The sequence below is a fragment of the Pseudomonas sp. HD57-3 genome, assembly GCF_056113135.1.
Genome location: NZ_CM148568.1, coordinates 151185 through 177161, shown reverse-complemented (window position 1 = coordinate 177161; position 25977 = coordinate 151185). Strand labels below are relative to the sequence as shown.

The window sequence follows — 25977 nt, the reverse complement described above, 5'->3', positions numbered from 1 at the left end:
CCGAGGGTTTTGGGGGGATATGCAAGTCGATCTGGATGAAGGCACGCCGGTGACCGGTTTGCCGCGCTTTCAGCAAGCGGCGACGCAGGGTCGGCGCTTGCGTCGCCTGGCGATCGGCCTGGGCGCGTTGGCCGGGGCAGGGTGGATGCTGGCGTTTTTTGTCGGGCTGTTTGCGCCGCAATCGCTGTGGTCTGCACTGCTGGTCAATCAGAGTGCGGCGTTGCTGGTGCTGGTGGCCGGGCTGCAATCGGCGTGGTGGGTGACGCAATGGCGGGCACGGGTGATCAATCCTGTCGTGCCGGTTACGGCTGCCGAAGAACCTGCGCCGGAAGGCTGGTACGAACGGCTGCTGGATCGCATGAGTCAGCGCAGTCTGCACCTGCTCGGGCAGATTGGCGCGCCTACATTGTGGCTGGGCGGGTGGTCGGTGCTGGTGTTGTTAAGCATCGAGCAAATGTGGAATCTGACGCTGCCGGCGGCGGGAGTGGGGTTGTCCGCCACGGTCGGCGCGGCCATCGCGTTGCTGCTGGCGTTCGCTCTGCTGGTGCTCGAGCGACAGCTGGCGCAGGATAACCCGGCGCAATGGCCCGAGGCCGGAGCGCTGGCGCAACTGACGCGGGTGGCAATCATCAGTCTGGTGCTGGGTGCGTTGTGCCTGTTGTTCGCCAGTGACAGTGCAATCTGGCCGGTGCGTCTGGCAGTGTTGATCGGCATTCTGCCGGGGCTGGTTGCCCTGGAATTGCTGTTGCGCGCGCTGCTGTCGCTGTTCAGCCCGCGCCGCGAACAACTCGAACCGGTGCTGCTGGCGCGTAGTTTCGTCGCCGATCTGCTGCGCTGGCCGCCACAACCGTTGCTCGCATTGCAGCATGAATTGCACAACCGTTTCGGCATCGATCTGCGTCAGATCTGGGCCTTCAGTTACATGCGCCGCGCTTTCTTGCCGGTGTTGGTGTTGGTGGCAGCGGTAGGCTGGCTGCTCACCGGCCTTCACGAAATACCGATGCAAAGCCGTGGCATTTACGAACGTTTCGGCAAACCGGTGCAGGTGTTCGGCCCGGGGCTGCACGCCGGTTTACCCTGGCCGCTGGGGCGTGTGCTGAATGTTGAGAACGGTGTGGTGCATGAACTGGCAACCAGTGTCGGTGAGAACCCGGCACCCGTGCAGTTGGATCCGGCAGAAGGCCCGGCGCCATTTACTGCCAACCGTTTGTGGGATGCCAGCCACGTCAACGACAAGTCTCAGGTCATTGCCAGCAGCCGTGGCGATCAGCAGAGCTTTCAGATCGTCAACATGGACGTGCGCTTCGTCTATCGCATCGGCCTGAGCGATCAAGCCGCGCTGGCCGCCACTTACAACAGTGCCGATGTGCCGACGCTGATCCGCAGCACCGCCAGCCGGATTCTGGTGCATGACTTTGCCTCGCGTACCCTCGACGGATTGCTCGGCGAGGACAGGACCGGGCTCGCCGAAGAAATCGGCCGCGCCGTGCAAAGCGATCTGCAGAAGCTCGACAGTGGTGTGGAAATTCTCGCCACGGTGGTCGAAGCGATTCACCCACCGGCAGGGGCGGCCAATGCCTATCACAGCGTGCAAGCGGCACAGATCGGCGCTCAGGCGTTGATCTCCCGCGAGCGCGGTGCCGCTGCCGAAGCGAGTAACCAGGCGCAGTTGCAGGCCAGCCTCGCTCGGGATCAGGCCAGTGCCAACGCCCATGAAATCAACGCCACGGCTCGGGCGGCGGATTTGAAATTCAGCGCCGAACAAAAGGCCTATGCCAGCGCCGGCCAGGCCTTCGTGCTGGAGCAATACCTCAGCCAACTCAGCCAGGGTTTGAGCAAAGCCAAACTGCTGGTACTCGACCATCGTCTGGGCGGCAGCAGTAACGCACCGACCATCGACCTGCGTACGTTTACGCTGCCGGCAGATCCGGCGCGCACCACCGCTCAGCCAGGAGCCACCCATTGAGCCAGTCGCACTCTCACGATCACCATGACCACAGCGGCCACGATCATGCTCATGGCGGCGGTCATCACCATCACGGGCATCATCACCATCACCACGGTGCGCCGGAAGAGGCGGGGCCTTTTCCGTGGAAACGCATGGGCTGGGCAGCGTTACTGGTGGCGTTCGCCATCGCGGCGGCGAGCCTGGTGCAGGTGCGCTCCGGTGAAGCCACGGTCATCACCCGTTTCGGCAACCCGGCCCGCGTGTTGCTGGAGCCGGGTCTGAGCTGGCGCTGGCCGGCGCCGTTCGAAGCGGCGATTCCCGTGGACCTGCGTTTGCGCACGACCTCCAGCGGCTTGCAGGACGTCGGCACCCGCGACGGTTTGCGCATCATCGTTCAGGCTTACGTGGCTTGGCAGGTGCAGGGCGATCCCGACAACGTGCAGCGCTTCATGCGCGCTGTGCAGAACCAGCCGGACGAAGCGGCCCGGCAGATTCGGACGTTTGTCGGCTCGGCACTGGAAACCACGGCCAGCAGTTTCGATCTGGCCAATCTGGTGAACACCGATGCCAGCCAGGTTCGCATCGCCGATTTTGAAGCGCAGTTGCGCCAGCAAATCGATCAGCAACTGCTCGCCACCTACGGCGTGCGCGTGGTGCAGGTGGGCATCGAACGGCTGACCTTGCCATCGGTGACCCTCACCGCAACGGTTGACCGGATGCGTGCCGAGCGTGAAACCATCGCCACCGAGCGCACCGCCATCGGCAAACGCGAAGCGGCGCAAATCCGCTCCGCCGCCGAACGCGATGCGCGCATCGTACAAGCCGACGCCACGGTGAAAGCTGCCGATATCGAAGCCCAATCGCGGGTGGAAGCGGCGCAGATTTACGGGCGCGCTTACGCCGGTTCGCCGCAGCTGTACAACTTGCTGCGCTCGCTGGACACCCTCGGCACCATTGTTTCGCCGGATACCAAACTGATCCTGCGCACCGACGCCGCGCCGTTTCGGGTGTTGGTCGACGGTCCGCCGAATCTCGACAACAAAAGTGGATCGCAGCCATGAATGAAGTTCCACGTGGAACACATTCGCTGAACAGTCCGTGGATTCAAGCGGGACGTCTGGCATTCTTTGCCCTTTACGCGGTAACCGTTCTGGCGGCTTTGGCCTGGGCATTTTCCAATGTCCGGCAGATCGATCCGCAAAATCGCGCGGTGGTTTTGCATTTCGGAGCACTGGATCGCATTCAGAATGCCGGCTTGTTATTGGCCTGGCCGCAGCCGTTCGAACAGGTGGTTTTGTTGCCGGCGGCGGATCGGGTGATTGAACGCCGGGTGGAAAATCTGCTGCGCAGTGATCAGGCCATGCAAGCGGATCGTGTCGCCACCTTCGCCACGCCGCTGAGTGACGCGTTGGCCGGCTCCGGTTATCTGCTCACCGGTGATGCCGGAGTGGTGCAACTGGATGTGCGGGTGTTCTACAAGGTCACCGATCCTTATGACTTCGTACTGCAAGGCGAGCATGTGTTGCCTGCGCTGGATCGAGTGGTGACGCGAAGCGCCGTCGCACTGACGGCGGCGCGAGATCTGGACACGATTCTGGTGGCTCGGCCGGAACTGATCGGCGCTGATAATCAGGCCGCCGAACGTCGCGAACGGCTACGTGGCGATCTGGTGCAAGGCATCAACCGACGTCTCGCCGAGTTGAAGGCGAGCGGTCAGGGCATCGGCATCGAAGTGGCGCGGGTCGATGTGCAATCGAGTCTGCCGGAGCCTGCGGTGAGTGCGTTCAACGCCGTCCTCACCGCCAGCCAACAAGCCGACAAAGCGGTCGCCAATGCCCGCACAGAGGCTGAAAAACTCACCCAGTCCGCCAACGAGCAGGCCGACCGTACGCTGCAAGTTGCCCACGCCAAGGCCGGTGAGCGGCTGGCCAAAGCCTCCGCCGACACGGCGACGGTGCTTAGCCTGGCCAAGGCGCAACAGCAGGGCACGGACCCGCAAATGCTGTTGCGTTTGTACCGTGAGCGGATGCCGAAGATTCTCGGTCAGGCCGGTTCGGTCACCACGGTCGATCCGAAAGACGATTCACGCCTGATCATTCAGGGAGCCAGTAAATGACCGCCACTACCTCCGCTCCGAGCCTGTTGTCCTCGGCCGAACAACGCCGCGCCGCCCGCCAGTTGACCTTGGCGATGCTCGCCCTCGGCTTGCTTGGTCTGGGGTTGATCTGGCGCTGGCTGATGCCGGAGCAAACCGGCGTCAGTCAGTTGCTGCTCGGATTCGCTTCTTTATTAGTCGCGGTGCCGGTGATGCGTTCGGCGTGGTTCAGCCTGCGTTATCCGAGCCTGCACGGCATCACCGATCAGTTGATCGCCCTGGCGATGATCGGGGCCTGGGCTACGGGCGATCTGCTCACGGCGGCGTTGTTGCCGATCATCATGATCTTCGGCCATGTGCTCGAGGAGCGCAGTGTGATCGGTTCCCAGGAAGCGATTCATGCCCTCGGCCAACTGACACGCAGTCATGCGCGCAAGGTGCAGGCAGACGGCTCGATCATCGAAGTCGACAACGGCACGCTCAAGGCCGGCGACAAAGTGGAAGTGCGCGCCGGGGATCGGGTGCCGGCGGACGGTCGGGTTTTATCCGGCCAGGCCAGCCTCGATACGGCGTCGATCACCGGTGAGTCGGTGCCGGTGGAAGCGGGTGTCGGCATGGCGGTGTTCGGCGGCGCGATCAACCTCGACGGGCTGCTGCGAATTGAAGTGACCCGTACCGGGGATGAATCCACCCTCGGCAAAGTCATCGCGCTGATGCAGAACGCCGAACGCTCCAAACCACCGATCACTCGTTTGCTAGAACGCTATGCCGGCAGTTACATGGTGCTGGTGTTGTTGCTCGCGGCGGTGACCTGGTTCATCACCAACGATGCACAGGCGATGCTCGCGGTGCTGGTGGCGGCATGCCCATGCGCGCTGGTGTTGTCAGCGCCAGCCACGGCGATTGCCGGGGTGGCGGTGGCGGCGCGGCACGGGATTCTGATCCGCAGTTCGGCGTTCCTTGAGGAGCTGGCCGATCTTACGTCCTTGGTCGTCGACAAGACCGGCACCCTCACTTACGGCACGCTGCGCTTGCAGTCGATCAACAGCCCGCGAGCGGATCACGGGTCGGTGATGGCGCTGGCTGCAAGTCTGGGTGCGGCGAGCAGTCATCCGGTCAGCCGCGCGCTGGCGGGACTGGTCAGCGCGGAAGAGGTGCTGGTGCTGACTGATATTCATGAGCGGCAGGGGTTGGGCGTTGTGGCCAAGACCGCGCAAGGCGAGGCCGCGCTCGGGCGCCCGGAGCTGTTTGCGCAGTTGGGCATCCCGACCACGGCGATCCCCGAACACGACGGCCCGATTGCCGGGCTGGCGTTGAACGGCGAATTCCTTGCCTGGCTGTTGCTGGCCGACACCGTCAAACCGGAAGCACGATTTGCGCTGAGTGAACTGCGTGACCTCGGGCTGGGGCGGCAACTGCTGTTGACCGGCGACCGGCAAAGCGTCGCGCAGACACTGGCCAAGGATGTCGGCCTGCACGAAGTCGAAGCCCAGGCGTTGCCCGAAGACAAGCTCAACCGCGTGCTCAAGGAAATCGACCACGGCTTCCGGCCGATGGTGGTCGGCGACGGGATCAACGATTCGCTGGCGCTCAAGGCGGGCGTCGTAGGGGTGGCGATGGGAGCGGGCGGCGCGGATATCGCGCTGGCGTCCGCCGATATCGTGCTGATCGGCAGTGACCTGCGTCGACTCGGCACCTGCGTGCGCCTCAGCCGTCAGTGCCGACGGACCTTGCAAGTGAACGTGATCATCGGTCTGGGCTGGACGCTGGCGATTGTGGTGTTCGCTGCTTTCGGCTGGCTCGGTGCGGCGGGCGCGATGATTGCTGCATTGCTGCACAATCTGAGCACGTTGCTGGTGCTGGGCAATGCCGGTCGCCTGCTGCGGTTTCAGGAACCGCTGCTGAAGCTGAAAGCGTCGGATTGATCATTTTTCGAACTGTGCGCCGCTCTCGCAGTCATTTGAGAAGGCGCACTGAAGCAAGGATGACAGCGCCATTACAGCCTCTGCGGCTGATAGTCGGCGACTATCAAATCGATAGCCTGCTAATTTTCAAGGATGGTCTACCCTCAGATCAGACGTCTGAAACCAGGGGGATATTCCATGCTCGCGCAACTTCCACCGGCCTTACAGAATCTGCAGCTTCCGCTTCGCCTGCGACTCTGGGACGGCCATGAATTCAATCTGGGCCCGACGCCCAGCGTCACCATCGTGGTCAAGGACCCGCAGATGGTCAGCCAGTTCACCCATCCAAGTCTGGATGCATTGGGGGCGGCCTTCGTCGAGGGCAAGCTCGAACTGGAGGGCTCGATCAGCGAGGTCATCCGGGTGTGCGATGAGTTGAGCACGGCGCTGCTTGACGAGGACGAAGACAGTCAGCCGGTGCGCACCGTGCACGACAAGGAAACCGACGCCAAAGCCATCTCCTACCATTACGACCTGTCCAATGCGTTCTACCAGCTGTGGCTGGACAGCGACATGGCGTATTCCTGCGCGTATTTCGAAACCGGCAGCGAATCCCTGGAGCAAGCCCAGCAAGCCAAGTTCCGGCACCTGTGCCGCAAGCTGCGTCTGCAGCCCGGCGACTATCTGCTGGACGTCGGTTGCGGTTGGGGCGGACTGGCGCGGTATGCCGCCCGTGAGTTTGGCGCCAAGGTCTTCGGTATCACCCTGAGCAAAGAGCAACTGGCCCTGGCCCGCGAGCGAGTCAAAGCCGAGGGGCTGGAAGATCAGATCGAACTGCAACTGCTCGACTACCGCGATCTGCCCCAGGATGGGCGTTTCGACAAAGTGGTCAGCGTCGGCATGTTCGAACACGTTGGTCACGCCAATCTCGCCGAATACTGCAAAACCCTGTTCGGCGCGGTGAAAGATGGCGGTCTGGTGATGAACCACGGCATCACCGCCAAGCACACCGATGGCCGTCCCGTGGGACGCGGCGCCGGGGATTTCATCGAGAAGTACGTGTTCCCCAACGGCGAGCTGCCGCACCTGGCGATGATCTCGGCCGAGATCAGCGAAGCGGGCCTGGAGATCGTCGACGTCGAGAGTCTGCGCCTGCATTACGCGCGCACCCTGGACCACTGGAGCGAACGGCTGGAGGACAACCTTGAAGCCGCCGCGAAACTGGTGCCGGATCAGGCGCTGCGCATCTGGCGTCTGTACCTGGCGGGCTGCGCTTACGCATTCGCGCGCGGCTGGATCAATCTGCACCAGATCCTCGCCGTGAAGGCCCATGCCGACGGCAGCCATGAACTGCCGTGGACGAGGGATGACATCTACAACCCTTGAACCTAGAGAATCGGTGAAATCAGCCGGGCGATCCGCATGCCGACCTGTTGCAGGCGGTGGATCTCCCGGCTTTCTTCTTTGGCGACTTCGTAGGCCTGGGCGAAGTCATCGTTGAGCATCTGTTCCACGCTGGCGGCGAATTCGCTGTCGACGGTCAACAGCATCACTTCGAAATTCAGCCGGAACGAACGGTTGTCCAGATTGGCGCTGCCGATGGCGCTGATTTCGCTGTCGATCAACACCACCTTCTGATGCAGGAAACCCGGTTCGTAGCGGAATACCCGCACGCCAGCGCGCACCGCTTCGAACGCATACAGGCTAGAGGCGGCGTAGACAATGCGGTGGTCGGGACGCGAAGGCAGCAACAGGCGCACGTCGACTCCGCGCAAAACTGCCAGACGCAACGCCGCGAACACAGCCTCGTCGGGAATGAAGTAGGGGCTGGTGATCCACACGCGCTCGGTGGCGGCATGGATGGCTTCGACGAAGAACAGCGAGCAGGTTTCGTACGCATCCGCCGGGCCGCTGGCGAGCAATTGGCAAAGCACGCCGTCCTCCGGGTACGCGTCCGGCAGGATCAGCGGCGGCAATGACCGTGCGGCCCAGAACCAGTCTTCGGCAAATGACTCCTGCATGCACGCCACCACCGGGCCGCGCACCTGAACGTGAGTGTCGCGCCACGGTGCCAGCGGTGGTTTTTCACCCATGTATTCGTCGCCTACGTTGTGCCCGCCAACAAACCCGATCAGCCCGTCGACCACCACGATCTTGCGGTGGTTGCGGAAATTCACCTGGAAACGATTGAGCCAGCCGCTGCGGGTGGCGAACGCCTTGACCTCGACGCCGCCGTCGCGCAGCGCCTGCACGTAGCTGTGGGGCAGGGCGTGGCTGCCGATACGGTCGTAGAGCAAATGAATCACCACGCCTTCCGCCGCTTTCTTCAGCAGCAAGTCACGCAGGCGCTGACCGAGACGATCGTCGTGAATGATGAAAAACTGGATCAGCACCGCTTCCCGCGCCTGGTCGATTGCGTGGAAAATCGCCTCGAAGGTGGCGGCACCGTTGATCAGCAATCGCACTTCATTGTTGGCCAGGCACGGCATGCGTCCCAGCTTCGGCATTGCCCGCAACGAGTCATAGGCATTCGAGGCGCGGGCGGTCAGGGCTTCCTCCACCCACGGCCGCCAGTTGAGTTCGGAAATCGCCTGGCGCATCTGTTCGTTGGCCTGGCGGCGGGCCTTGATGTAGCCATCGAAGGTGCTGCGACCGAACACCAGATAAGGGATGAGGGTGAGGTAGGGAATGAAGATCAGCGACAACGCCCAGGCGATCGAGCCTTGGGCGGTGCGTACGGTCAATACGGCATGGATCGCGGCGATCGAGCCGAGGGTGTGTATCAGGGCGATCAGATAACCGAAAATGTGCGGTCCGAAATAATCCATGGGGCAACCTTGCTCCTGAAGATTCAATGCTTAACAGACCATGTTCCATGGCGATTGTCGCTATTTGTTTTCACGCCGCCAGCGCCCGCCATGAACCGAAACAAGCGGCCGGCGTCTAACGGCCACTACTGATCAGGAGTTTTTCAATGAACGTTCGTCTGCTGGGTTTGGCGCTGGGCCTGGGTTTGGCCTTGCCGGTGGTTGCTCAGGCGCAAATGCTGCAGCCGGGGTTGTGGGAAATGACGTCGAGCAATGTGAAGGTCGATGATCAGGTGATGGATGTGCAATCGATCCTCGGCCAGATTCAGGGCCAGATCACCCCGCAACAACGGGCTGAACTGGAGAAGCAGGGGATCAACATCGGCGGCAAGGGTATCCGCGCCTGCCTGACGCCGCAGCAGGTGGCGACCAACGATATTCCGCTGGCGGACCCGCAGTCGGGCTGCAAACAGCAGATCACCGAGCGTGTCGGCAACCAGTGGAAATTCCGCTTCAGTTGCCCGAAAGCCCAAGGCACCGGCGTCGCGACGTTCCTCAGTGACCGCGAGTTCACCACCGTCGCCAACGGTACTTTCAATGCCATCGGGATCAACCAGAAGGGCAGTCTGGAAACCCGGGCAGTCTGGTTGGGTCAGGATTGCGGCACGGTCAAACCGCGAGCATAACGTCATTATCGAAACCGCCTCCACATCGAGTGGAGGCGGTTTTTTTTCAGCGCATGAACCGCAGCGGCAATCCCTGGCAATTGTCATGGATCCGTTGGTCATGCCACGCGATCTGGCCCGACACCATCGTCGTGCTGACCCGATGCCGAAAGCTGCGCTGAGCGAACGGCGTCCAGCCGCATTGCGATAGAACGGGTTGGCGTGACACCGCGACACCCTTGGGCTCCGGTTGAATCAACACCAGATCCGCCCAGTACCCCTCACGCAAATATCCGCGATCCGGAATGGCAAACAGATCCGCCACCCGGTGACTGGTCTTCGCCACCAGCGTAGTGATCGGCAGCACGCCATCCGCCACCAGTTCCAACAACGCCGGCAGTGCGTGTTGCACCAGCGGCAGCCCGGATGGGGCCTGTTCATACGCTTGCTGTTTTTCCGCCCAGGTGTGCGGTGCGTGATCGCTGCCGATCACGTCTAGTCGATTGCTCAATAGTGCCTGGCGCAGAGCGTCACGATCGGCTTGGGACTTGATCGCCGGATTGCATTTGATCAGGTTGCCGAGGTTTGGATAGTCACGGTCATCGAACAGCAAGTGATGCAGGCAGACTTCGGCGGTGATGCGTTTTTGCGACAGCGGCTTGTCTTCGAACAGGGCCAGCTCGCGCGACGTGGTCAGGTGCAGGACGTGCAGACGAGTGCCGTGACGTCTGGCCAGATCCACCGCCAGAGACGATGAGCGAAAGCAGGCGTCGGCATTGCGGATCAGCGCATGGGCGTCGGGTGGCAGCTGGTTGCCGAAGCGTTCGCGCAGGTTCGCGGCATTCGCTTCGATGCTCGGCGTGTGTTCACAGTGGGCCAGCAGAATCGTCGGCACTTCAGCGAACAGGCGCTCGAGGGTGTGTGGGTCGTCCACCAGCATGTTGCCGGTCGACGCGCCCATGAACACTTTGACCCCTGCCACCTCGCTCGGATTCAGCGCTGCGACCGTGTCCAGATTGTCGTGACTGACGCCGAAGTGAAAGCCGTAGTTGGCCACCGAGTTGATTGCTGCCCGGCGCTTTTTTTCGGCCAGCGCGTCAAGGGTCAGGGTGGCAGGGTTGGTGTTGGGCATGTCCATGAAACTGGTGATGCCCCCGGCCACGGCTGCACGGGATTCGGTGTGGATGCTGCCTTTGGCCGGCGCACCCGGCTCACGGAAATGCACCTGGTCGTCAATCATTCCCGGCAGCAGCCATTGGCCGCTGGCGTCGATTTCACGGGTCGCGTTTTCACCTTCGATGCTGCCGGCGATCTTGACGATGCGCCCGTTGCTGACCAACAGATCGGCGTCGAACTCGCGCCCCTCGTTCACCAGCCGCGCATTGCGAATCAGCACACTGCTCATGATTCAGAACTCGTTCTGCAGGGCTTTGTAGCCGCGCACCAGGTCGACGTTGGTGCGCGCAACGTCCTCGGAAAACTCCGAAGCGCTGACGCTCACTGGCGGGAATTGCGAGAGGTCGGTGCCCGGGCCGATGCGGGTGGTGGAGGGCACGTAGAACGCGTCCGGCAGATCCCGGCCGTCGACCACCGAGTTGTGCCGCACCACGCAACCGTTGCCGACCACGCAGTTGAACAACACGCTGTTGAAGCCGATGAACACCCGGTCGCCGACCGTGCACGGGCCATGCACGATCGAGCGGTGGGCGATGGAGCTGAATTCGCCGATGGTCACCGCCGCGCCGGATTTGGAGTGGATCACCACGCCGTCCTGGATGTTCGAATTGGCGCCGATGGTGATCGGCTCCATGTCGCCCGTGGCGTCCACTTCATCGGCGCGGATCACCGCGTACGGGCCGACGAACACGTTTTCGCCGATCACCACTTTGCCGCAGATGATCGCGGTTTTATCGACGTAGGCAGACTCGGCAATCTGCGGCAAATCACCGGAAGGATTTTTACGGATCATGGTTGGCTCAGGGCTTGGTAAAGAGTGTTGAGGTTGTATTCGAACAGCCCGGTGAAGGTGCTGGCCGGGCCGCTGGCGGCGAGGGCGTCGGAGTACAGCGTGCCGCCGATGTGTGCGCCGCTTTCGTCGGCGATTTGCTTGAGCAGGCGCGCGTCCTTGATGTTTTCCATGAACACCGCTTTGACTTTGGCCTGGCGAATCTGGGTGATCAGCGCGGCGACTTCGGCAGCGGAAGGTTCGCGTTCGGTGGACAGACCTTGTGGCGCCATGAAGTCGATGCCGTAGGCCTGACCGAGATAACCGAAGGCGTCGTGGCTGGTAACGATCTTGCGGTTGCCCGGCGGCAGTGAACCGAGCTTGGCTTTCGCTTGGGCGAGGAGGGCGTAGATCTGTTTCAGGTAGGCCTGGCTGTTGCGTTCGTAGTCGGCTTTGTTCGCCGGGTCAGCAGCGATCAGCGCCTTGGTGATGTTGGCGACGTACAGCTCGGCGTTCGCCAGGTTGTGCCAGGCGTGAGGATCGGGAACGGTTTCGCCGTCCTCATCCAGCGAGCGTGGAATCACGCCGCGACTGGCGCTGATCACCGGAGCTTTGGTGTCGGTGCTGGCGACCAGCCGATCCAGCCAGGGTTCGAAACCCAGCCCGTTCTTTACGATCAGTTTCGCCTTGAGCAGGGCTTTGGCGTCATCCGGCGTCGGTTCGTAAGTATGGGCATCGGCGTCAGGGCCGACCATGTTAGTGATCTGGATATGCTCGCCGCCGACCTGATGCACCATGTCGGCAAGGATGCTGAAGCTGGTGACCACCGGCAGTTTTTCCGCCGCCGATAACGACATCGACAGCATCAGGCTGAATAGCACGAGTAGAGCGCGCATCGGGAAAGACCTCATTGGGATGTGAGCAAAGGCGGGCGGCGCAACAGACCGTGAACCGGTCCGAACACCACGGACAACAGGTAACCGCCACCGGCGACCAGCACGATGGCCGGGCCGCTGGGCAGCGAGTAGTAGAACGACAGCAACAGGCCGAGCCATACCGAGGCGCAACCGATGAGCGCGGCGATGGCAATCAGGATCGGCAGGCGCCGGCTCCAGAAGCGTGAAGCGGTGGCGGGCAGCATCATCAGTCCGACTACCATCAAGGCGCCGATAGCCTGGAAACCAATCACCAGATTGAGCACCACCAGCGTCAGGAACACGCCATGGGCGACGGGGCCGAGTCGGCTGACTGTGCGCAGGAAAAACGGATCGAGCGTGTCGAGTAGCAACGGTTTGTAGATCAGTGCCATGGCCATCAGGCTGAGTGCCGATACCCACAACATGCCGTTGAGGGTCGGACCGTCGACCGCCAGTGCGGAGCCGAACAGGAGGTGCAGCAAATCGAGTCGCTTGCCGGCGATTCCCAGAATCAGCACGCCGCTGGCCAGCGAGATGGGATAGATCGCGGCGAGGCTGGCGTCTTCGCGCAGGCCGGTGCGTCGGGTGATCCACGCGGCGAGTCCGGCCATGCTCAGACCGGCACCGAGTCCACCGAGTGTTAGCGCCGGCAGACTCAGCCCAGCGAACCAGAACCCCAACGCGGCGCCGGGGAGGATGCCGTGGGCAACGGCGTCGCCGATCAGGCTCATCCGGCGCAGGATCAGAAACACGCCCAGTGGTGCCGTGCTGCACGCCAATACCAGGCCGCCGAGCAGGGCCCGGCGCATGAAGACGAACTCGTGGAACGGTTGCCATAAATGGCTCAGCGTGAGCATCAGGCCACCTGCGTGTGAGGCGTTTGCTGGATGAGATCGTTGCTGCTGCCGAATGCGCAGCCGCTCTGTTTGATCAGCAAGGTCTGTGGAATGTGTTGGCGCACAGCGGCAAGGTCATGGCAAACCACGACCAGTGTTCGCCCTTGTTCATGCCAGGCGTGGAGGTGTTGCCACAACAGTGTCTGACCCAGTTCGTCGAGTGCGGCATGGGGTTCGTCGAGCAGCAGCAGCGGTGTGTCGGCCAGACTCAATCGGGCGAGTAGGGCGCGTTGCAGTTCCCCGCCGGAGAGGGCCATCAGGGGACGATGTTCCAGTCCGCTCAGGTGCCAGTCTTCCAGTGCGGATTCGAGACGTTGGGCTCTCAGTTGCGATGACAGTCGGCGTCCCCAGAATCCGGCCGCCACCAATTCCTGAAGGCTGATCGGGAACTGTCGATCCAGATGCTGTTGCTGAGGCAGGAAGGACAAACCGCTTTGGCGTGGAACACCCAACTCGACCTTGCCGGCCAGCGGTCGCTGTAAACCGGCGATGACTTTAAGCAGGCTGCTTTTGCCGCTGCCGTTGACGCCGATGATTGCCGTCAGGCTGCCGCTTTCCAACCTCAGGTTGAGCGGTGCAGTGAGCGGTTGGCCGGGTATTCCCCAGCTCAGGTTGTGGCAGCGAATCATGGGTGCTCCCGGCGCCAATGACTCTCGGCGACGGCATCGTGAGCATGAAGGCTTTCGGCGTGGATGACTCGTACGTGGAATTCGCTGACACCGGGTGAGCGACGCAGTGCCAGGTTCAGGCGTCGGGCAGCGTCTTCGCAGAACATCAGGTTCTGGCCGTTGGCGAGGGCGAAGGCTTGTTCGTCGGCGCGTTTTACAGCGGTTTGCACGGCGGTGCCGAGGGCAGCTTCGGCGTCGTTGATGATGGACGTCAGGGGTAGTTCGTCGACGAATTCATCCAGGTGCAAATGCAACTGGGCGGTACTGCGCTGGCTGTGAGGTGTGGCCACGATGCCTTGGGTCGAGCCCAACCATGCCAACACATCGGCGTGTTGGAGTGGTTTGTTGGCGAAGTCGTCGACGAATTGTTGCTGGATCAACTGCCTCGCCAATGCCGCAGAACATGGGCACGTTGAGGAATATGCGACATCGATTTTCAGTTCCACGTGGAACACTTTGTTCTTTAGCAGGGCTGAAACGGTGACGGGATAGGTTTTCCATCCCGCCAGAGGACTGACCAACGCGGGCCTTCTCAGGAGTAAATCGGTGTGGATATTGAGATAGGCGGCATCAGACAGATCTTCGTGGCTGTCGAGAAAACGCTGCAGAACTTGTCGCAAAAGAGCAGGTGAAAGATTCTTCTGCTCCAGCGCTTCCAGCCCCAGATAAAGCCGCGACATGTGAATGCCGCGTGCGTCTCCATCATCAAGACTGACGCCTGCATCCGCTTTGGCAGCCAGTCGTTGGCCTTCGATAAACACAGGTAATGCGATGCCGCACATCCCCACCCATTCGAGAGGGAGGGCCTGGCGGGCGGCTTGAGCCGCGACATCCGGCAAAGTCAGCGCGTTCATGAGCAGTTCCATCATGGTGATTGAATTTGATGTTACATTATAACAATTCAAACCACGATGCCTTTTTCATGAACAGGCTTTCATATGCACAGACGCCACTTGCTCAACCTGATGCTGGCCAGCGCGGCCTTTGTTTTGCCTTTTTCGGTGTCCGCCACGCAGCTACGCAATGCGCGGCTTTGGCGTTCGGATGACAAGCTTCGGCTGGTGTTCGATCTGAGTGGTCCCGTGAGCTACAAGACATTCACCTTGAGCACGCCGGAGCGGTTGATCATCGACTTGAGCGGTGCCAGCCTGAGTGGCGACTTCAGCCAATTGACGTTATCTGGCACTCCTATTCATTCGATCCGCTCCGGCCATTTTGGCCAAGGAAATACCCGGATCGTGCTGGATCTAAGCAGCCCGGTTCAGCTCAACTCATTCTTGTTGGCGCCTCAAGATGGGCAAGGGCATCGCCTGGTTTTGGACTTGATGACTGCTTCAGCAGGGTTCCCGGCGAGCGTTCCACGTGAAACACCCCAGGAAAAAACTCATCTCAAGCGCGACATCATGGTGGTGGTCGACCCAGGGCATGGCGGGAAAGATCCGGGTGCAATTGGCGCCAAGGGCGAGCGGGAAAAGGATGTAGTGCTGTCTATTGCGCAACTGCTCGCACGTCGGCTTAAACGAGAGAAAGGCTTTGATGTAAAGCTGGTTCGTAACGACGATTTCTTCGTCCCGTTGCGCAAGCGTGTGGAGATCGCGCGTCAGCACAAGGCTGACATGTTCATCTCGGTGCACGCCGATGCTGCGCCGCGTCTGACCGCCTCTGGCGCGTCGGTGTATTGCCTGTCCGAAGGCGGTGCAACTTCTGCTACCGCGCGGTTCATGGCGCAGCGTGAGAACGGTGTGGATCTGCTCGGCGCCACCAGCCTGCTCAATCTCAAGGACAAGGATCCTATGCTCGCCGGCGTGATCCTCGACATGTCGATGAACGCGACCATCGCCGCCAGTTTGCAACTCGGAAGCACAGTGCTGGGCAGCCTGGCCGGCATCACCGCGCTGCATCAAAAGCGCGTGGAACAGGCTGGATTTGCCGTTCTAAAATCGCCGGATGTCCCGTCAATCCTGGTGGAAACCGGGTTCATTTCCAACGCACGGGACAGTCAGCGCCTGGTGACCGCGCGTCATCAGCAGGCCGTGGCAGACGGTTTGTTTGAGGGATTGCAGCGCTATTTCCAGAAAAATCCACCCGTCGACAGCTATATGGCCTGGCAACAAGAGCAGAAAGGATCGCAGGTTTAGCAGCCAGTGATCCGGCTGCAGGTGAACTTCGCACTGCTGCCCCCGGAGCTGGAGAACCGATTGATCGTCGTCCAGCCCACGCGGCGGTTGTAGCCAACCCAGGCTTCTCCATCAGAAGCGATGCCGGTGAAAAACGTCAGTTGCCCGTAGCGGCTGTTGGTTTGTGCCCAATAGCGGTTTCCCGCTTTTTCAAATCCGCGCAGGTAAATCGTGCTGCCGACGGTGTTGACGCTGTAGGCGTTACCGTTGCCATCGATGCACGCCAAAAGGTTCGCGCTGCGCGTGCAATTGGCGAGCTCCGGCACTTGTGCTTCGGCAGTCAGTGTCAGCAATGCCAAGCAGATAAACGAGTATTTCAACGCGGTTTTCATGACGTAACTCGGCGACGAACTGATTGCAGCTTCCGGCCCTTTGTCACTTTGGGCAAGAAGAGAGTGGATTGATTTTGTTGTTATACTATAACATTAATCGGATAAGGCTTTCCGTGGCTTCCTTTTCAAGCGTCCGTTTCCCTGGTGATCCCATCGAAACCCAAGAACGCTCGCCCCGAGAGCCTCCAGCGCTGTTTAGCGACCGTCTGATGAGGTTTATCCAATGTCTTCACGACTTCCCGTGACCGTTTTGTCCGGCTTTCTCGGCGCCGGAAAAAGTACACTTTTGAATTACGTACTACGTAACAGAGATGATCTGCGCGTCGCCGTTATCGTCAACGATATGAGCGAGATCAATATCGATGGCAGCGAAGTCCAGCGTGATGTCAGCCTGAACCGTGCTGAAGAGAAGCTCGTGGAAATGAGCAACGGCTGTATCTGCTGTACGTTACGTGAAGACCTGCTTGAAGAGGTCAGCCAGTTGGCTCGTGAAGGCCGCTTCGATTACCTGCTGATCGAATCCACGGGAATCTCCGAGCCGTTACCCGTGGCCGAGACATTCACCTTTCGTGATGAGCAGGGGCAAAGCCTCGCCGACATCGCGCGCCTCGACACCATGGTCACTGTAGTCGACGGCATGAACTTCCTGCCGGACTACCAGGCCGCTGAAAACCTCGCGTCCCGTGGTGAATTCCTCGGTGAAGAGGATGAGCGCTCGATCACCGATCTGCTGATCGAACAGATTGAGTTCGCAGACGTCCTGTTGATCAGCAAGATCGACCTGATCAGCAGCCGCGAGCGGGAAGAGCTGATGGCCATTCTCAGACGCCTCAACGCTCAGGCCGAGATCATCCCGATGGTCATGGGTGAAGTACCGCTGGAGAAAATTCTCAATACCGGTCGCTTCGACTTCGAAAAGGCCGCCCAGGCCCCGGGCTGGTTGCAGGAATTGCGTGGGGAACACGTGCCGGAAACCGAGGAGTACGGCATCGCCTCCACGGCCTATCGGGCGCGCCGGCCTTTTCATCCACAGCGCTTCTTCGACTTCATCGATCGTCCTTGGGTTAACGGCAAATTGCTGCGCTCCAAGGGCTTCTTCTGGCTGGCCAGCAAACCCACCGACGCCGGTAGCTGGTCTCAGGCAGGTGGCCTGATGCGCCACGGTTTCGCTGGGCGCTGGTGGCGCTTCGTGCCAAAAGAACAGTGGCCGCAGGATCAGGAAAGTACCGCCGCGATCATGGAAAACTGGATCGCCAGCGTAGGCGATTGTCGCCAGGAGCTGGTGTTTATCGGGCAGAACATCGATTTCGCACAGCTGTCGTCGGAACTCGATGATTGCCTGCTGACCGATGCGGAAATGGCGCTCGGTACTCAAGGCTGGCTACAACTGCGCGATCCCTTTGGCGCCTGGCACGATGAGGTCGCCTGATGCTCGCCCTGAAACCGCTGCCAGGCAGCACGCGCCATCAGTCTTTCGGCCAGACCCCGCAGGCACTGGCGGACATTCTTGACGACGAGACCAACCTTGCGGTCTGGCAACGACAGCTTCCGCTGCACATTGCCGAATTCGCGGACTTATTGTTGTCTCTGAACGAGCCTTACGCCGAGGCGCTGTGCCTGGAATTGCCGGACGAAGACGCAGAACCGGATCTCACGGGACTGGCCAGCGGCTTTCGCGATCTGGAAGGCTACGAAGGATTTATCGCCGACCTGAAATGGCTGGTCAGTGCCTTCGCCTGCCTGCTGGGGGCGCGACGGATCGGCTTGCGCCTGCGGGTGCTGGACAAGGCCATGTGTCCGCGTTTTCACGTCGATCATGTGCCGGTGCGGTTGATCACGACATACGCAGGTGTCGGCAGTGAATGGTTAAGGGAAGGGCAGATGGATCGTCGGCAACTGGGAAAGCCGCAAGCCGAGCCGCAGGAAGCGTCACGGATTCAGCAATTGAATCGGGGCGAAGTGGCATTGCTCAAGGGCGAAAAATGGCACGGCAACGAAGGTTTCGGGCTGATCCATCGCTCGCCGCAGCCGGCGCCGGGTGAGCGGCGGCTGATGCTGACCCTCGACTGGCTCGGATAGCGCCTCAGGGCTTGAGCCATTTCCCCTGGCTCTGGGCCTCGCAATAGGGCTGCAAATACGCCGCATCGGTGGCCACGCCGTAATAGTGGATATCCTGGCGATAAGGCATATTGGCGACTTGCGCGTTGCTGCACACGCCGAATGCGCCGGCGGGGCACTGGTCGACGTATTGAACCTCGACTTTCTGCCCGGCCAGGGTCGGCTGGCAGAAGCCGTCGTTGAACAGTTTTTCCGGGATGTTGCGGTTCTGCTGGCAGACTTTCACGTCGAGCCGCTCTGCCTGACTGTGCACCACGCAGGCCTGTGCCAACGCCTCGCCCGACACCAGCGCCAGCAGCAACGAACATCCCATCCACCGCATCTTCGACCTCCAGAAAACCTTGATCATGTTGCAGAACATTCCCACCCACGTCATCGCCGGCCCCTTGGGCGCGGGCAAGACCAGCCTGATCCGCCAGCTCATGGCCCAGCGACCGGCGGGCGAGCGCTGGGCGGTGCTGATCAACGAGTTCGGCCAGATCGGGCTCGACGCTGCGCTGTTGACCCGCGACGCCGATGGTATCGCACTGGGCGAAGTGGCCGGGGGCTGTTTGTGTTGTGTGAATGGTGCGCCGTTCCAGATTGGTCTCGGGCGTTTGTTGCGCAAGGCGCGGCCGGATCGTTTGTTCATCGAGCCTTCCGGGCTCGGGCATCCGGCGCAGCTGCTGAAGCAACTGAAAGAGGCGCCGTGGCAAGGCGTTCTCGCCGTACAACCTTGCGTGCTGGTGCTGGACGCCCAAGCCCTCGCCGCTGGCAAACCGCTGCCGGACGCGCAGCAGGAAACCTTGGCCAGCGCAGGCCTGCTGCTGTTGAACAAGGCAGAAATCCTCGACGAGACCACGCGTGAGCGAATCACCCGACAATTGCCGCCTGTCCGACTGATCTGGACGCAGCAGGCGATGTTGCCGCTCAGCGAGTTGCCGGGTCTGGCGGTGCAGGCGCAAGCAGGTGTGGATAAGTTGGTTGTGCCTCAGGGGCTGGCGCAGATGCCGGCCATCTGGAGCGATCCGGCATTGCCGATCTGCCTGAGTCAGGCTCAGGAGGGTGGTTGGAGCATCGGTTGGCGCTGGCATCCGAGCCAGGTGTTCGACGTGTCGGGGATAACCCGATGGCTGAAAAGTCTGAACTGGCGCCGGGCCAAACTGGTGATTCACAGCCCGGACGGCTGGCAGTCAGCCAATGCGTTGGACAATGCCGAGCTCAGCTGGCTGCCCAGTGAATGGCGCAAGGATTCCCGGATCGAGCTGATTTTCGACGAACCGCAGGCAGTCAGTGAATTACAGGCCGGACTGGCCCGGTGTCGGCTTCAGACGAGCTGACTCAAGGCTTCCACTTGGTATGTTCCTGACGCCACTGGCTCAGCTCGATCACTTCACCACGCGGCTTGGTCACTTCCACCACGGGCGGCGTGTCATCAAATGGCGCCGGGTAGGGCGCCAGCTCAATCTGCGCGCTATGCGCACCGAACTGGGTGATGGTGCCGTTGTGCCGGGTTTCACCGGTCACGGTGAATTCGAAATTGTAGACCCGGGCCAGACGTCGCCGACCGCTGGCGTCCTTGATCAGACCGATCTTCTTCAGCGCCACGTTACCGTCGAGCAACTCGACGCCGACATTCACGCAATGCTGTTTGACCCGCTCCAGCGCCCGCTCGCGCAAGCCGTGGTTGTGCCAGAGCCACGCACCGGCGACGGCGAACAGCATCAGCACGAAAATGTTTTCCAGGGTGAGCATCAACACGAAACTCCAAATGATGGCGTCAGCTTAACTGCGTCGCCGGTCTGTCGTACAGGCTGCGTTTCGTCGCATACTGCGCGGCTTGAATTTCAATCGTTTTACGGAAAAACCCGAATGAAACGTACGCCTCATCTGCTCGCCATCCAGTCCCATGTGGTGTTCGGCCACGCCGGCAACAGCGCTGCGGTTTTTCCGATGCAGCGGGTCGGGGTGAATGTCTGGCCGCTCAATACGGTGCAGTTCTCCAATCACACGCAGTACGGCCAGTGGGCCGGCGAAGTGTTGGCGCCGCACCGGATCCCCGAACTGGTCGAAGGCATCGCCGCCATCGGTGAGCTGGGCAATTGCGACGCGGTGCTGTCCGGTTATCTCGGCAGCGCGGCGCAGGGCCGGGCGATTCTCAGTGGCATCGAGCGGATCAAGGCGGTCAACCCGAAAGCCCTTTATCTGTGCGACCCGGTGATGGGGCATCCGGAAAAGGGTTGCAGCGTTCCCGCCGAAGTCAGTGATTTCCTGCTGGAAGAAGCCGCTGCCGTTGCGGATTTCATGTGCCCGAACCAGCTGGAGCTGGACAGCTTCTCCGGGCGCAAGCCGCAGTCGCTGTTCGATTGCCTGGCGATGGCGCGGGCGCTGCTGGCACGTGGGCCGAAAGCGGTGCTGGTCAAACATCTGGATTATCCGGGCAAACCGGCGGATGGCTTTGAAATGTTGCTGGTGACGGCCGAGGGCAGCTGGCATCTGCGGCGTCCGCTGCTGGCGTTTCCGCGTCAACCGGTCGGCGTGGGCGATCTGACGTCCGGCCTGTTTCTGGCGCGCGTGCTGCTCGGGGATAGCCTGGTGGCAGCGTTTGAATTCACCGCAGCAGCGGTGCATGAAGTGCTGCTGGAAACCCAGGCTTGCGCCAGTTACGAGCTGCAGCTGGTGCGAGCGCAGGACCGGATTGCGCATCCGCGGGTGAAGTTCGAAGCCACGCCGATCAGTCTGTAAGACCGAGTTGCCCCATTCGCGAGCAAGCCCGCTCCCACAGGAGGAACGCATTCCAAATGTGGGAGCGGGCTTGCTCGCGAAAGCTATCTGCAGAGCGCCATAGATCGAAGGGCTGATCAGGCGTCGCCCTTGATTTCCTGATAGCGCTTTTCCAGCTCCTGACGGATCTGCCGGCGTTGCTGCGCCTGCATGTAGCGACGCTTGTCTTCGCTGTTCTGCGGTTGCAGCGGCGGTACGGCGGCGGGTTTGCGCTGATCGTCCACCGCGACCATGGTGAAGAAGCAGCTGTTGGTGTGGCGCACCGAGCGCTCGCGGATATTCTCGGTCACCACTTTGATGCCGACTTCCATCGAGGTGTTGCCGGTGTAGTTCACCGAAGCCAGGAAAGTCACCAGTTCGCCGACATGGATCGGCTCGCGGAAAATCACCTGATCCACCGACAGGGTCACCACGTAGCGGCCGGCATAACGGCTGGCGCAGGCGTAGGCCACTTCGTCGAGGTATTTGAGCAGGGTGCCGCCGTGGACATTGCCAGAGAAGTTGGCCATGTCGGGGGTCATCAGTACCGTCATCGACAGCTGGGCGTTTCCGGGTTCCATAACGTTCTCACGGGTCAAGGCAGGGTTGCTGGAAGAAACACCTCTGCGGGTGCCTGGTCGCTTTTCAAAAGCACCGTTATCGGGACGCCAGGCAACTGGCCGCCGTCACGCCCGAATCGATCTGTTTCCATATATTGCACCGCCTTTCAGCCGGAAGTCGCGGTGTTACCCTGCAAAAGCGCCTCCCCAAGGGCGATTCCTACACCCAAAGCGGATTTTTACTCAGCTCGCCCAGACATTTCCCATGCCTGCGTGAGCCTCGTCATTCAAGGAGCCCACACCATGCATGCCATCAGCTTTATTCAGGATCTGGCGGTGATCATGTTGGTCGCAGGTGTGGTGACCGTTCTGTTCCACCGCTTCAAGCAGCCGGTAGTACTCGGCTACATCGTCGCCGGTTTCATCATCGGCCCGCACACACCGCCATTCGGCCTGATCCACGACGAAGAAACCATCAAGACCCTCGCCGAGCTGGGGGTGATTTTCCTGATGTTCTGCCTGGGCCTGGAGTTCAGCCTGCGCAAGCTGTTCAAGGTCGGCGCTACGGCCTTCATCGCGGCGTTCCTCGAAATTGTCCTGATGATCTGGATCGGCTACGAAATCGGCCGCTGGTTCGACTGGAACACCATGGATTCGCTGTTCCTCGGCGCGATCCTGGCGATTTCCTCGACCACCATCATCGTCAAGGCACTCAACGACCTGAAGATGAAAAACGAGCGCTTCGCGCAGCTGATCTTCGGCGTTCTGATCGTCGAGGACATTCTCGGCATCGGCATCATCGCCTTGCTGTCGAGCATTGCGGTCAGCGGCACGGTGAGTTCCGGCGAAGTGTTTTCTACCGTCGGCAAGCTCTCACTGTTCATGATCGTCGCCTTGGTTGTCGGCATTCTGTTGGTGCCGCGACTGTTGGCCTACGTGGCAAAATTCGAAAGCAACGAGATGCTGCTGATCACCGTGCTGGGCCTGTGTTTCGGCTTCTGCCTGCTGGTGGTCAAACTCGAGTACAGCATGGTGCTCGGGGCGTTCCTGATCGGCGCGATCATGGCCGAGTCGCGGCAACTGCTGAAAATCGAGCGCCTGATCGAGCCGGTTCGCGACCTGTTCAGTGCGATCTTCTTCGTCGCCATCGGCCTGATGCTCGATCCGATGATCCTTCTGCAATACGCGTGGCCGATTGCGGTAATCACGGTCGCCGTGGTGCTGGGCAAGATGTTGTCCTGCGGCCTCGGGGCGTTTATCGCGGGGAATGACGGACGCACCTCACTGCGGGTCGGGATGGGGCTTTCGCAGATTGGCGAATTCTCCTTCATCATCGCGGCGCTGGGGATGACCCTCCAAGTCACCAGCAACTTCCTTTATCCGGTGGCCGTGGCGGTTTCGGTGATAACCACGTTGCTGACGCCGTACCTGATCCGGGCTGCCGATCCGCTGTCGATCAAGCTGTCCGCCGCGATGCCGCAGCGCCTCGGTCGAGTGTTCGGGATGTACGGCGAGTGGCTGCGCAGCATTCAGCCGCAGGGTGAGGGCGCGATGCTGGCCTCGATGATCCGGCGGATCCTGCTGCAGGTCGGGGTCAATCTGGCGCTGGTGATTGCGATCTTCTTTGCCGGCGCTTTCTTTGCCGGGCGCCTCTCGATCTGGATGCAGGACTGGATCAGCGACCCGAGCTGGCAGAAGGCGTTGATCTGGGGCGGGGCGTTGCTGGTGTCGTTGCCGTTCCTGATCGCGGCCTATCGCAAGCTCAAGGCGCTGTCGATGCTGCTGGCGGAGATGGGCGTGAAGCCGGAAATGGCCGGGCGTCACACGCAGCGAGTGCGCCGGGTGATCGCCGAAGTGATCCCGATCATCTCGCTGCTGGTGATTTTCCTGCTGTTGGCAGCCTTGTCGGCCAGTATCTTGCCGACCAACAAGTTGCTGGTGCTGATCGCCGTGGTCGCGGCCGCCGTGGCGGCGCTGCTCTGGCGCTGGTTCATCCGGGTGCACACGCGGATGCAGGTGGCCTTGCTGGAAACCCTCGACAACCACAAGGAGCCGTCGGGGCACTGACCACCCATGGGGAGGGGCGTTTCAGCTTTCCAGCCAGACGTCCCGAGCCCAGTGCCAGACCGATTCCCAGGACTCTTCGGTGATCAGTTCTTCTTCGCCGGACCACAGCACCACGGTGCCGTCTTCTTCGACGCAGTAGTAGTCGTCACCGTCCTGGCAGATCGGGATCAGGTCGCGCGGCACGCCGGCATCCCAGGCATTGGCGGCGACGTCCGGCAGGTAGGTGTGGGATTGCGGGTCGGTGACGGTTACCGGCTCCAGGCTGCCGTAAACCACGTCGCTGACGGTCAGCAGAAACTCTTTGAAGACGAACGGGATGTTGATGAAGAGTTCTTCTTCGATTTCCACCAACTGGTCTTCGTCGGGCAACTCCAGGGGAACCGGTACGGGTTCGTTGGCTTCGCGCAGTTGTTCGATGATTTCTTCCACGTCCGGGATCCTCTTGCTTGAATGGCGCGGTTTATATGGGGCGGTTTATACAGTAGCTCGCTATAGATGCAACCGCGAAATAGAAAACCCCGGCCGAGGCCGGGGTTTTCATTACTGCGGGTAAAACGTCGGAGGTGATCAGCCGTTCTGGCGGATACCGGCGACCAGCCAAGGCTGGTTGTCGCCCTGTGGACGTTCCATGTTCCAGCTTTCGCTGAACACTTCGCCCTGCTGGTCGAAACGCGAGGTCTTCGACACGCCGTTGAAGGTAAGGGTGGCGATGGTCTTGTCCGCACGATCATCCACGCCATCCAGTTGTACCTGGAGGTTGTCGATGTAGGTGGACTGGAACGCATCACCCAGTTCCGCGCGCTCGCGCTTGAGGAACTCGAACATTTGCGGGGTCACGAACTCGGCGATCTTGTCCATTTCGTTGGCGTCCCAGTGCTGCTGCAGCGCCTGGAAGTGGCTGCGGGCGGCTTCAAGGAAGCGCTGTTCGTTGAACCAGGCCGGAGCGTTGATCACCGGACGGGCGGCAGCAGGTGCGGCCGAACCACCGAAGATCGAACCCATGACTGCTGGCTTCTGTTCGAACACTTCACGCTGCATCGGCGCGCCGGCCGGAGCGAACTGCTCCTGCTGCTTGCGACGACGGGCGGCGATGAAGCGGAAGATCACGAACGCGATCACGGCCATGATCAGGATGTCGAAGAACTGCATGCCTTCGAAGCCGCCGCCCATGAACATGGAAGCGAGCAGGCCACCGGCCGCGATGCCGGCCAGAGGGCCGAGCCATTTCGAAGCACCGCCGGCCTTGGCCGCAGCGCCCGCGGCACCGGCAGCACCAGCGGTCGCCGCAGCGCCGCCCATGCCTGGGGAAGAAGGAGCCATCTGGCTGGTCTGGTGCGTCGGCGCAGCGCCGGCGCTTTTGCCACCACCAAAGCGCTTGGCGTTGGCGTCGAGGCTCATCGTCAGGCCGATGCACAACGCCATGGCGATGCTAAGAAAACGTTTCATAAAGGGAATTCCCGTTTGTGGAGACACGCGCGCCATGTTGCACAGCTGAAGTGTTACTGGCTAGCGAGAGAGTGTTTCGGGCTTTTGCCTGACAGGTTACGTTCAGCTCGGTCGGGGCAATAAGGCCATGTACTTTTGTCTGTAGGAAAAGGAGATAGGTTCAGCAGGAAATGGATCAGCGCCGAAATGCCAGCATCGCCACGCCGGCAGTGATAAGGCCGATACCGCCCCACTGGCGCAGGTCGAGTTTCTCGCCCAGCAGGATCACACCGAGCACCGCCACGAAGACCACGCTGAGCTTGTCCACCGGGGCGACCAGCGACGCCGGTCCGACTTTCAACGCCCGGAAGTAGCACAGCCACGAAGCGCCAGTCCCCAGCCCGGACAACAGCAGGAACAGGTAGCTCTTGGCGGAGATCGATCCCAAGGACTGATATTGGCCCGTGGTGTACAAAATCAAGGCCAGACTGACCAATACGACGATTGTGCGCAGCAGGGTGGCGAAGTCGGAGTTGACGTTTTCGATGCCGATCTTGGCGAAGATGGCCGTCAGCGCGGCGAAGGTGGCCGAGAGCAGGGCCCAGAACGTCCAGGAAGAAAAGAAGCCCGAGCCCATGGATGTTGCCTCCAGTATTCGTGTCCGATCGTTCCCACGCTCTGCGTGGTAACGCCGCCATGGACGCTCCGCGT

26 protein-coding genes are annotated in these 25977 nt (G+C 61.2%); 12 read left to right on the top strand and 14 right to left on the bottom strand.

The features are described from left to right. Positions 1 to 19: 19 nt before the first annotated feature. The 5 genes from hflK (AC0R79_RS00815) to cfaB all read left to right on the top strand — a co-directional run bounded on the left by hflK (AC0R79_RS00815) (position 20) and on the right by cfaB (position 7333). Positions 20 to 1966: a protease modulator HflK gene (gene hflK, locus AC0R79_RS00815; protein ID WP_474732780.1), complete on the top strand. Its 1947-nt coding sequence runs from the start codon at positions 20 to 22 to the stop codon at positions 1964 to 1966. Further along, complete coding sequence (hflC, locus tag AC0R79_RS00810) at positions 1963 to 3009, top strand: protease modulator HflC (RefSeq protein WP_474732779.1); 1047 nt, start codon at positions 1963 to 1965, stop codon at positions 3007 to 3009. Before hflK (AC0R79_RS00815) ends, hflC begins: the two co-directional genes overlap by 4 nt. Then, positions 3006 to 4064: a protease modulator HflK gene (gene hflK, locus AC0R79_RS00805; protein WP_474732777.1), complete on the top strand. Its 1059-nt coding sequence runs from the start codon at positions 3006 to 3008 to the stop codon at positions 4062 to 4064. Before hflC ends, hflK (AC0R79_RS00805) begins: the two co-directional genes overlap by 4 nt. Continuing rightward, complete coding sequence (locus AC0R79_RS00800; protein WP_474732775.1) at positions 4061 to 5968, top strand: heavy metal translocating P-type ATPase; 1908 nt, start codon at positions 4061 to 4063, stop codon at positions 5966 to 5968. Before hflK (AC0R79_RS00805) ends, AC0R79_RS00800 begins: the two co-directional genes overlap by 4 nt. A 177-nt stretch (positions 5969 to 6145) precedes the next feature. Further along, positions 6146 to 7333 (top strand): C17 cyclopropane fatty acid synthase CfaB, encoded by a 1188-nt coding sequence (gene cfaB / locus AC0R79_RS00795; RefSeq protein WP_474732773.1) that lies wholly within the window; start codon positions 6146 to 6148, stop codon positions 7331 to 7333. Positions 7334 to 7335: 2 nt separating this feature from the next. Here the strand turns inward: cfaB and cls are convergent, their stop codons facing one another. Further along, positions 7336 to 8775, bottom strand: coding sequence for a cardiolipin synthase (cls, locus tag AC0R79_RS00790; protein WP_011336657.1), 1440 nt, complete (start codon positions 8773 to 8775; stop codon positions 7336 to 7338). Between the two features lie 146 nt (positions 8776 to 8921). Here cls and AC0R79_RS00785 point away from each other — a divergent pair, with 146 nt between their 5' ends. Beyond that, the gene (locus AC0R79_RS00785) at positions 8922 to 9440 is read left to right on the top strand and encodes a DUF3617 domain-containing protein (protein WP_007954220.1); all 519 of its coding nucleotides are present in this window, start codon (positions 8922 to 8924) and stop codon (positions 9438 to 9440) included. Between the two features lie 46 nt (positions 9441 to 9486). Here AC0R79_RS00785 and AC0R79_RS00780 read toward each other — a convergent pair whose 3' ends face one another. Genes AC0R79_RS00780 through folE2 form a run of 6 tightly spaced genes read right to left on the bottom strand, consistent with a single transcriptional unit; the run spans position 9487 to position 14699 of the window. Then, complete coding sequence (locus AC0R79_RS00780) at positions 9487 to 10824, bottom strand: dihydroorotase (protein ID WP_474732771.1); 1338 nt, start codon at positions 10822 to 10824, stop codon at positions 9487 to 9489. Between the two features lie 3 nt (positions 10825 to 10827). Next, positions 10828 to 11388, bottom strand: coding sequence for a gamma carbonic anhydrase family protein (locus AC0R79_RS00775; protein ID WP_074689871.1), 561 nt, complete (start codon positions 11386 to 11388; stop codon positions 10828 to 10830). Next, positions 11385 to 12260, bottom strand: coding sequence for a metal ABC transporter substrate-binding protein (locus AC0R79_RS00770; protein ID WP_192562907.1), 876 nt, complete (start codon positions 12258 to 12260; stop codon positions 11385 to 11387). The genes AC0R79_RS00775 and AC0R79_RS00770 overlap by 4 nt, the downstream gene beginning before the upstream one ends. 11 nt (positions 12261 to 12271) lie before the next feature. Next, positions 12272 to 13138 carry a metal ABC transporter permease gene (locus AC0R79_RS00765; protein WP_375744596.1) on the bottom strand — a complete coding sequence of 289 codons (867 nt, stop codon included), beginning with the start codon at positions 13136 to 13138 and terminating at the stop codon, positions 12272 to 12274. Further along, positions 13138 to 13806, bottom strand: a complete 669-nt coding sequence (locus AC0R79_RS00760) for a metal ABC transporter ATP-binding protein (RefSeq protein ID WP_127800739.1) — start codon at positions 13804 to 13806, stop codon at positions 13138 to 13140. The genes AC0R79_RS00765 and AC0R79_RS00760 overlap by 1 nt, the downstream gene beginning before the upstream one ends. After that, positions 13803 to 14699 carry a GTP cyclohydrolase FolE2 gene (gene folE2 / locus AC0R79_RS00755; protein WP_474732768.1) on the bottom strand — a complete coding sequence of 299 codons (897 nt, stop codon included), beginning with the start codon at positions 14697 to 14699 and terminating at the stop codon, positions 13803 to 13805. Before folE2 ends, AC0R79_RS00760 begins: the two co-directional genes overlap by 4 nt. 84 nt (positions 14700 to 14783) lie before the next feature. Between folE2 and AC0R79_RS00750 the strand changes: the two genes are divergently transcribed. Further along, positions 14784 to 15983 carry an N-acetylmuramoyl-L-alanine amidase gene (locus AC0R79_RS00750; RefSeq protein ID WP_474732766.1) on the top strand — a complete coding sequence of 400 codons (1200 nt, stop codon included), beginning with the start codon at positions 14784 to 14786 and terminating at the stop codon, positions 15981 to 15983. Here AC0R79_RS00750 and AC0R79_RS00745 read toward each other — a convergent pair. Beyond that, a complete protein-coding gene (locus tag AC0R79_RS00745) occupies positions 15980 to 16354 on the bottom strand; it encodes a glutamine synthetase (protein WP_127800733.1) in 375 nt (124 codons plus the stop codon). The two genes, AC0R79_RS00750 and AC0R79_RS00745, sit on opposite strands and share 4 nt — an antisense overlap. Positions 16355 to 16577: 223 nt before the next feature. Between AC0R79_RS00745 and zigA the strand changes: the two genes are divergently transcribed. After that, positions 16578 to 17783, top strand: a complete 1206-nt coding sequence (gene zigA / locus AC0R79_RS00740) for a zinc metallochaperone GTPase ZigA (protein ID WP_474732764.1) — start codon at positions 16578 to 16580, stop codon at positions 17781 to 17783. Then, positions 17783 to 18433 carry a DUF1826 domain-containing protein gene (locus tag AC0R79_RS00735; protein ID WP_127800729.1) on the top strand — a complete coding sequence of 217 codons (651 nt, stop codon included), beginning with the start codon at positions 17783 to 17785 and terminating at the stop codon, positions 18431 to 18433. Before zigA ends, AC0R79_RS00735 begins: the two co-directional genes overlap by 1 nt. A 4-nt stretch (positions 18434 to 18437) precedes the next feature. Here AC0R79_RS00735 and AC0R79_RS00730 read toward each other — a convergent pair whose 3' ends face one another. Next, positions 18438 to 18794: an NADH:ubiquinone oxidoreductase gene (locus tag AC0R79_RS00730; RefSeq protein ID WP_375744587.1), complete on the bottom strand. Its 357-nt coding sequence runs from the start codon at positions 18792 to 18794 to the stop codon at positions 18438 to 18440. Between the two features lie 25 nt (positions 18795 to 18819). Here AC0R79_RS00730 and AC0R79_RS00725 point away from each other — a divergent pair, with 25 nt between their 5' ends. Next, entirely contained in the window at positions 18820 to 19791 is a 972-nt protein-coding gene (locus tag AC0R79_RS00725) for a CobW family GTP-binding protein (protein ID WP_375744585.1), read from the top strand. 1 nt (position 19792) lies between these two features. Here AC0R79_RS00725 and AC0R79_RS00720 read toward each other — a convergent pair whose 3' ends face one another. After that, positions 19793 to 20206, bottom strand: a complete 414-nt coding sequence (locus AC0R79_RS00720) for a DUF3301 domain-containing protein (protein ID WP_007954242.1) — start codon at positions 20204 to 20206, stop codon at positions 19793 to 19795. A gap of 117 nt (positions 20207 to 20323) precedes the next feature. On the opposite strand from AC0R79_RS00720, the gene pdxY reads away from it, so the two are divergent. Continuing rightward, a complete protein-coding gene (gene pdxY / locus AC0R79_RS00715) occupies positions 20324 to 21196 on the top strand; it encodes a pyridoxal kinase PdxY (RefSeq protein ID WP_085686046.1) in 873 nt (290 codons plus the stop codon). Positions 21197 to 21312: 116 nt separating this feature from the next. Here the strand turns inward: pdxY and AC0R79_RS00710 are convergent, their stop codons facing one another. Next, a complete protein-coding gene (locus tag AC0R79_RS00710; protein WP_003229693.1) occupies positions 21313 to 21795 on the bottom strand; it encodes an acyl-CoA thioesterase in 483 nt (160 codons plus the stop codon). Between the two features lie 282 nt (positions 21796 to 22077). Here AC0R79_RS00710 and AC0R79_RS00705 point away from each other — a divergent pair, with 282 nt between their 5' ends. Beyond that, a complete protein-coding gene (locus AC0R79_RS00705; RefSeq protein WP_064379734.1) occupies positions 22078 to 23841 on the top strand; it encodes a cation:proton antiporter in 1764 nt (587 codons plus the stop codon). Positions 23842 to 23862: 21 nt separating this feature from the next. Here AC0R79_RS00705 and AC0R79_RS00700 read toward each other — a convergent pair whose 3' ends face one another. From AC0R79_RS00700 to AC0R79_RS00690, 3 genes are all read right to left on the bottom strand, one after another. Beyond that, positions 23863 to 24270 (bottom strand): SMI1/KNR4 family protein, encoded by a 408-nt coding sequence (locus AC0R79_RS00700; RefSeq protein WP_007954245.1) that lies wholly within the window; start codon positions 24268 to 24270, stop codon positions 23863 to 23865. A gap of 138 nt (positions 24271 to 24408) precedes the next feature. Further along, the gene (locus AC0R79_RS00695; RefSeq protein ID WP_474732760.1) at positions 24409 to 25287 is read right to left on the bottom strand and encodes a Tim44 domain-containing protein; all 879 of its coding nucleotides are present in this window, start codon (positions 25285 to 25287) and stop codon (positions 24409 to 24411) included. A 175-nt stretch (positions 25288 to 25462) separates the two neighbouring features. Next, positions 25463 to 25903, bottom strand: a complete 441-nt coding sequence (locus AC0R79_RS00690; protein WP_474732757.1) for an EamA family transporter — start codon at positions 25901 to 25903, stop codon at positions 25463 to 25465. Between the last annotated feature and the right edge of the window lie 74 nt (positions 25904 to 25977).